This is a genomic window from Deltaproteobacteria bacterium (assembly GCA_028818775.1).
Taxonomy (GTDB): domain Bacteria; phylum Desulfobacterota; class Binatia; order UBA9968; family JAJDTQ01; genus JAJDTQ01.
This window is the reverse complement of record JAPPNE010000176.1, coordinates 1-6,205: the sequence shown is the minus strand read 5'-3', so window position 1 is coordinate 6,205 and position 6,205 is coordinate 1. Positions and strand designations below refer to the sequence as shown.

The following is a 6,205-nucleotide window of genomic DNA, read 5'->3' as shown; positions in this document are numbered from 1 at the left end:
GCGCGCGACACGCGGCCGGTCCCGGGGTCCCTCATCCGGGTCTCCGCCACGTTCCTCTCGAACCAGTCGAGGGTGAACGCCACGGCGCGGTCGTGGGCTTCCACGACCCGGGCGTCACGGCCCACGAGCGCCGCGAGGGACACAGACTTGGGGGCGGAAAAGGTGAGGTCGCGGCCGGGACGGTGCGTGATCCCGCCGTCCCTGTCCATCCGTCCGAGGCGCCGTCCGGAGCCGTCCGGCACAAAGCCTTCGAGAACCGACCGGAAGACCTCGGAGTCGACCGGCCCTTCGAGCCCGAGCTCGGCCGCGCCGCTCCCCATCCACGAGCTTGCGGCGCGGTGCTCGGGGGCGTCCTTCGCGTAGTAGCCGTCGCGTTCATAGTAGGCGGCGCCCTGGGAAGGGCTCGCGACCGCGCCGATGGACGCCACCACGTCAGATCACCACGCCCCGGCGACTCCCGGATTCGTCCCCAGGGTTTCCAACGGCTGCCGGCTCTGGCTCGGGCGGCGGATTCTCCCGCGACCGCGCGCCCGCGTCTTCCGTCCGCCCCTCCGCTTCCGGAGGTGCCGGGTCCGTGCCGGACTCCGGCGGCGTCTCGGGCTTCAGCTCGTCTATCGGATCGGCTTGACCTCCGCCGTCCACCGGTTCGTCCACGAGGCGGGCGCCGCCATCGTCCTGCACGCCCTTGTCGCGCGCGCCTTCGATCGGAAGCGCATCCGCGCCGGGCGGGGTCCCATCGGCCTTGCGCGGCACGAACCGTTCGGCGGAAGCCGGACGGTTCACGTACTTGAGCCTGATAGGGGTGACCGGGAAGGGGCCGGGAAATTTCAGGTAGCCGTGGAGGTTCTCCAATCGCATGATCTCCGAGGGCAGCGCCAGAGGGCGCATCTGGCGATGCTGGGTGAGGGAGACCCCGTCCCGCATGGTGCTGGCGCCGTAGCTCATCCCCTGCGTGTACTCCTCCACCTCCCCGCGACCCAGGCTCTCCGCCGACCACTGCGCGGTCTCCTGGTCGGGTGCCGACAGCACCACCCGCGTGCCGCAGAGCCCGGAGATGGTCTCGGCGCCGTTCTTCCCGTAGATGTCCCGCAGCGCCGAGAACACCTGTATCCCCAGCACGAAGCAGCCGCCGAACTGCCGGGACTCCGCAAGGCCCGGCTGTAGGCTCGGCACCTGGTGGAGCGTCGGCAACTCGTCCAGGACAATCCATATCCGGCGCCCGCCGTCCTGCTGGAGCGAGAGCAGGGCGTTGACCGCGATCTCGAGCCACGTCGAGATGAGACCCCTCAGGCTCGCGTGTTGATCCCCGCGGGAGGTGAGGAACAGGAACCCCGTTTCGTCCTCGCGTCCCACCCAGTCGCGGATCGAGAAGGGCGCGCCCGTGTCCGGCAGGAACTCCAGAGCCCCCAGGTGCGCGGTCAGCATGGCGCGCACCGAGAGAGCGGTCTTGGGGTTGTCCGGGCTCACGATGGACTGCGCCACGGTGCCTTCCATGGCTTCGGCCAGCTCCGACAGCTCGGTCTTGAGCAGGTCCTCCACGAGCCTCCGGTTCTCGGTTACCTTCTGCGTCCAGAGCACTCCCGCGCCGTTGGAGAAGAGCTGCCTTGCCGCAGTGACCCAGAACGGGTCCACGGTGTCCTTCTGCTGTGGGATCAGGGCGGCGGCCATCATGTCGAAGTCCCGCGGCGTCCTGGCCTCGAAGAAGGGCGACCAGCGCGGGGCCCGGGCGTCCAGGGGGTTCATGAGCACGTCCGTGGCGGGATCGAAGAAGGACCGCGTATAGGTTCCCATCTTGTCATAGAGGATGCAGCGTTCTCCCCGGGCCCGGATCTGGGCCACCAGGTCCGAGATCAGCACGGTCTTGCCCGAGCCGGTGGTGCCCGAGACGATGGTGTGCTGGGTCTCGGCGCGCCTGGGCCACGGGATGCCGGCGATGCGGCACGACGCCCGCCGCGCGGCCGGAAACAGGGCCGTCGCCACACGCACGGAGAGCGGCTGCACGCGCCTTCGGAGCTCCCGCGCGGTCGCCATCTCCGCCCCGCGCACGCGCCGGGTCCGGGCCAGCCGCCGGCCGAGCATCCAGAACCCCAGGGTGCACACAACCATGCCGCCCACTCCCCATCCCGCGCCCGTCCATGCCCACGAGTGCACCGTCTCGAGCATGCGTCTGCGTATCCGTTCGATTCTCCGGTCCGCGACGATGTCCACGATCGGGGTCGGGCTCTTCCGTCCCTCCCCCCACTCGTGCATCTGGCCCGAATTGGGAGAGTATCCAATGGTCAGCTTGATCTCCGCGAGGGTCCCCATGCCGACGATGCGCCATTCGTAGGCGGTCGTGGTATGGAAGAGCGCTAAGGAGGGGACGAGGACGACCACGAGGACAAAGCCCAGGATCTCCCAGCGCACCAGTTGGCCCCACATGTGGACGTCGTGAAGCAGGGTCTGGCCGCCCCTGAGCGTCGCCTTGCCGAACATCATCGCACCCTCCCGTTCATGGTCCAGGCACTTCGTCGCCGCCCAGGAGACCGCCGCGAGCGCCTTCCTTCCTGCCGCCGGCCCCCGCACCGGGCCGGACATCCTCGACCGCCAAGTCCGCCGGGGTTTCGAGCAGGCGCGTCAGCGCGTCTATGGCCGCCGCCTGCCGGTCGATTACCGCGCGGCTGTCCTCGGCGTCCTGCACGAGCCGCGCTCTGAGCCGCGCGTTCTCTTCCTCGATGCGCCGCAGGTGCGCATCCAGCTCGCCGATCAGCGCCGCCGAGCGCCGCACCCGGCTCGCCTCCACCGCCTCGTCCCTGGGAAACTCCGCCTCGATTCCGCCCGCCGGCCCGAATCCCCCGCCGCCGGGCGAAGTCCACACCGCGAACACCATCAGCGCCGCCCACGCCAACGCCAGGAGCGGCCATTTGGCCTGTGAAGGCGTTCTCATGGCTTCCCCTCCCTTCCCGCCGGGCCGTCGTCCGACGTCGAGAGCCGCCGCGTCGAAGCCCATGCCTCCAGATCGGCGGCCAAGTATAGCACCCGGCTCCCGAACCGGTGGAACGCCGGGCCGTCGCCGCTCACGCGGTAGCGGTCCAGCGTCCGGGGCGAAAGACCCAGCCAGGCCGCCGCCTCCCGCGTGCTGAAATGCTTGCTGCCGTTCCCGTACATTCCTCTTCCTCCTTCCGCTTCCAGGTTGACTACGGCCCCGCCCGACAATGGCGGGGCCGTGGATGATCCAGGTCCCGCGGCCTCGACGAGATTGTGTCCGTCATCGATCCCGGCGCGGATGGCGGCCGTCTCCTCCGCGCTCGCATGGGCGGTCATCCAGGCCCGAACCCGGTCGACCGTCCTGAGGCAAGGCGAAGCTCCCCTGCGGAGCCTCCCCACCAACGAACGGTTGCCCGCAGCCTCTTCGCCCAGGACCGAAGCCTTGGCGCCGGTCACTTCCAGGAATGCCTCGACCTCGCGCCGGAACGCCGGACCCAGGGCGCAAGGCCCATGAAGACCAGGACGCGGTCCGCCGTCCCGAGCCGCACCGACCGCCCCCGAGCTTGCGAGAACACGAAATCCGGGGTCTCCCAACGCTTCGGCGCCGAAGCGCCGGGCGCTCATTCCGCAGCGTTTCCGCCAGGCCGCAACCGCGCGCCGCAGAAGGTCGCGTCGGAACAATAGAGGAAGAATTCGCGCTTGACAATAGGCTTTGGTCGTGTATAGCCTACAAGTAACGACGAAGTTGCGAAGCCATGCCCTTGTGTGCGCTGCGATGTGGTAAGTTTTTTTGGATGTTCCTCGGCTACCCTACGAAAGGAAACGGATGAGCCCTGACAACGCGGCCGAAAGGGAGGCGGTCCGGAGCGACCCGGTCCGGCTGAGGCTCAGGGACCTGCTCCGCCGAAACGACCTCACCCTGAAGGCCGCATCCCTGGCCATCGGCCGCAACGGGACCTACCTTCACCAGTACGTGGATCGGGGCATCCCCGCCGTCCTCGGCTACCGCGACAGCGAGACCCTGGGTGAGATGCTCGGCTGCGACCCCTCGGAACTGCGCCACGAGGCGGTGCCGGAACGCAGGCCCATGAAGCGCAAGCCTCCTCGGATGCCGGCCAGGCTGCCCGGCGCGCCGGTAGCGGTCATCCCGGAGGTCACAGTGGAGGTTTCCGCGGGGGCTGGAACGTTCGCCGAGGAGTTCGTCTCCGAGACGGCCCTCTGGCAATGGCCGGAGAACATGATCCGGCACGAGGCCGGCGCCGCGCCCGAGAACCTCCGCATCCTCAGGGTCCGGGGCAACTCCATGGAGCCGGAGCTACGCGACGGCGACCGCATCGTCGTCGACGTCTCGCGCCGGCTCCCGGCCACCGGCGAAACCTTCGTGCTCTGGGACGGCATCGGACTGGTGGTCAAGCGCGTCGAGGTCGCGCACGGGGATGCCGCCGCCGATGACGACGAGTCGGCCCGCATCCGGCTCATCTCCGCCAACCCCGACTATGCTCCCTACACCTGCCTCGCCCAGGACGCGCACATCCTCGGCAAGGTGCTGTGGGCGGTACGACGGACGTGACCGTCCGGCCTTACCCGAACGGCTGGTCGAGCGAAGACTTCCGGATCGACAGGAACGTCGCCCGGCCGACCCGGAACTCCTTCCGGAAACGCCCCTCTACGGAGTGTTTGCCATTACGGACATGAGCCCTGAGGGAGGCGAGGGCAAGGGGGTGCATGTGTCGGGCTCAGGGGGATGATGATAATGAGGAAAGGATAGGCGGGAGGAGGGGGAGGTCATATGGAAGAGCGGGCGATTCATTACCGCGACGAAAGGAGATCCGATGGATTCGGACGACGGATTGCACCGCGCCATTGTGCGGAACTGGGAAGCAATGGAAAAATACTCCGACGAACTGGAAGCAAGCCCTCCGCGAGCCGCTATTGCGCTGGCCAGCGCGTCCTTCGACGAGGAACTAGAGCAGAATATCCTACGAACCTTCCAACATCTGACAGATCAGTACCCCGGAACTGAGACCAAGACACTGAAGCAGGCCGTTCCTCGGGGTGCCGAACAAAGAACGCGGCTCGCCTGGGCTCTCGGACTGTTTCCGGTCGGAACTCTGAACGACCTTGAGAAGATTCGCAAGCTACGAAACAACGCGATCCATAAGTCGGAGCCGTTTACGCCCGGCGACAAGGAACGCATTCGTAAGGCAGTTCGGTTCCTGGAAGATATGAAGCGCTATCTGGCGAATTTACGCCGTACAGTGAGTGAACTCGGAGACAGGCCACCCGACCCTCCGATCCTTGATTGACCGCGAGCACCACCGCTACACAGAACATCCGGACACGCTGTATCTGCTGCTAGAGATGTCCACAGCATCTTGATTGCATCGCAATCCCCGCGTAAGTTGACAACCATGGGAGGACGACCATGGCGAGTATCACGATCCGCAACCTGGACGACGAGGTGAAGACGCGCCTGCGCGTGCGCGCGGCCGAGCACCACCGCTCCATGGAGGAAGAGGTGCGCGTCATCCTGCGTGACGCGGTGAACGGCGGACGGACCGTCCCACGGGATCTGGCGAAGTTTACACAGGAGTGCTTCGCGCCCCTTGGCGGCGTCGAACTCGAACTTCCTCCACGCGGTCCGATGCGCGAGCCTCCGGACTTCTCCTGAGACGCTCGCGATGTTTGTCATAGACACCAATGTCGCATCCGAACTCATGCGCCCTGTGCCGAATCCCGCCGTGGCGGCGTGGATAGCCGGGCAGGACGCGGAGGAGATGTATCTGACGGCCGTGAGCGAAGCGGAACTGCTGTACGGCGTCGCGATCATGTCGGCCGGCAGGCGACGAAACGCACTGGAAGCCGCCATGCGCGAGTGGCTCGATCTCGGGTTCACGCAACGGATTCTGCCGTTCGACAGCGCCGCGGCCCGAGCCTATGCGGAGATCGCATCCGGCCGTCGCCGAGCTGGCCGGCCGATCGGCGAGGCCGACTGTCAGATTGCCGCCATATCGCGCTCCCGTGGCGCTGTCCTCGTGACGCGCAACGTGCGGGATTTTGAAAGCACGGACGTCGAACTCGTGGATCCCTGGACGGTGGCATGAGCGGCACGACCGAAGCCTTTGCGCGCGTCAAGATCGACGCCCTGCTCCAGGATGTGGGCTGGAATCTCTCTGACGGCTCATGGAGTTACCCCGCTTTAGTGGACAGTACAAGACTGTCGCCAACGGTGTTGAAG

The 6,205-nt window shown here is 67.1% G+C and carries 8 protein-coding genes; 4 read left to right on the top strand and 4 right to left on the bottom strand.

Annotated elements, in window-relative coordinates; all coding sequences use genetic code 11:
• The 4 genes from OXU42_18585 to OXU42_18570 all read right to left on the bottom strand — a co-directional run.
• On the bottom strand, positions 1-431 hold a 431-nt coding region (locus OXU42_18585), incomplete at its 3' end, for a relaxase domain-containing protein (GenBank protein ID MDE0031392.1).
• A 1-nt stretch (position 432) separates the two neighbouring features.
• Entirely contained in the window at positions 433-2,478 is a 2,046-nt protein-coding gene (locus OXU42_18580) for a type IV secretion system DNA-binding domain-containing protein (protein ID MDE0031391.1), read from the bottom strand.
• Between the two features lie 13 nt (positions 2,479-2,491).
• Entirely contained in the window at positions 2,492-2,926 is a 435-nt protein-coding gene (locus OXU42_18575; protein MDE0031390.1) for a hypothetical protein, read from the bottom strand.
• Positions 2,923-3,591, bottom strand: a complete 669-nt coding sequence (locus OXU42_18570; GenBank protein ID MDE0031389.1) for a helix-turn-helix domain-containing protein — start codon at positions 3,589-3,591, stop codon at positions 2,923-2,925. The genes OXU42_18575 and OXU42_18570 overlap by 4 nt, the downstream gene beginning before the upstream one ends.
• A 202-nt stretch (positions 3,592-3,793) precedes the next feature.
• Here OXU42_18570 and OXU42_18565 point away from each other — a divergent pair, with 202 nt between their 5' ends.
• From OXU42_18565 to OXU42_18550, 4 genes are all read left to right on the top strand, one after another.
• Positions 3,794-4,537: a S24 family peptidase gene (locus OXU42_18565; GenBank protein ID MDE0031388.1), complete on the top strand. Its 744-nt coding sequence runs from the start codon at positions 3,794-3,796 to the stop codon at positions 4,535-4,537.
• Positions 4,538-4,799: 262 nt separating this feature from the next.
• Entirely contained in the window at positions 4,800-5,273 is a 474-nt protein-coding gene (locus OXU42_18560; GenBank protein ID MDE0031387.1) for a hypothetical protein, read from the top strand.
• Positions 5,274-5,392: 119 nt separating this feature from the next.
• Positions 5,393-5,638 (top strand): plasmid stabilization protein, encoded by a 246-nt coding sequence (locus OXU42_18555; GenBank protein ID MDE0031386.1) that lies wholly within the window; start codon positions 5,393-5,395, stop codon positions 5,636-5,638.
• Positions 5,639-5,648: 10 nt separating this feature from the next.
• Positions 5,649-6,071 (top strand): type II toxin-antitoxin system VapC family toxin, encoded by a 423-nt coding sequence (locus OXU42_18550; protein ID MDE0031385.1) that lies wholly within the window; start codon positions 5,649-5,651, stop codon positions 6,069-6,071.
• The last annotated feature ends 134 nt before the right edge of the window (positions 6,072-6,205 follow it).

Coding starts and splice junctions, on each gene's coding strand:
- OXU42_18580 (MDE0031391.1), bottom strand. CDS start 2,478: ATGATGTTCGGCAAGGCGACGCTCAGGGGCGGCCAGACCCTGCTTCAC.
- OXU42_18575 (MDE0031390.1), bottom strand. CDS start 2,926: ATGAGAACGCCTTCACAGGCCAAATGGCCGCTCCTGGCGTTGGCGTGG.
- OXU42_18570 (MDE0031389.1), bottom strand. CDS start 3,591: ATGAGCGCCCGGCGCTTCGGCGCCGAAGCGTTGGGAGACCCCGGATTT.
- OXU42_18565 (MDE0031388.1), top strand. CDS start 3,794: ATGAGCCCTGACAACGCGGCCGAAAGGGAGGCGGTCCGGAGCGACCCG.
- OXU42_18560 (MDE0031387.1), top strand. CDS start 4,800: ATGGATTCGGACGACGGATTGCACCGCGCCATTGTGCGGAACTGGGAA.
- OXU42_18555 (MDE0031386.1), top strand. CDS start 5,393: ATGGCGAGTATCACGATCCGCAACCTGGACGACGAGGTGAAGACGCGC.
- OXU42_18550 (MDE0031385.1), top strand. CDS start 5,649: ATGTTTGTCATAGACACCAATGTCGCATCCGAACTCATGCGCCCTGTG.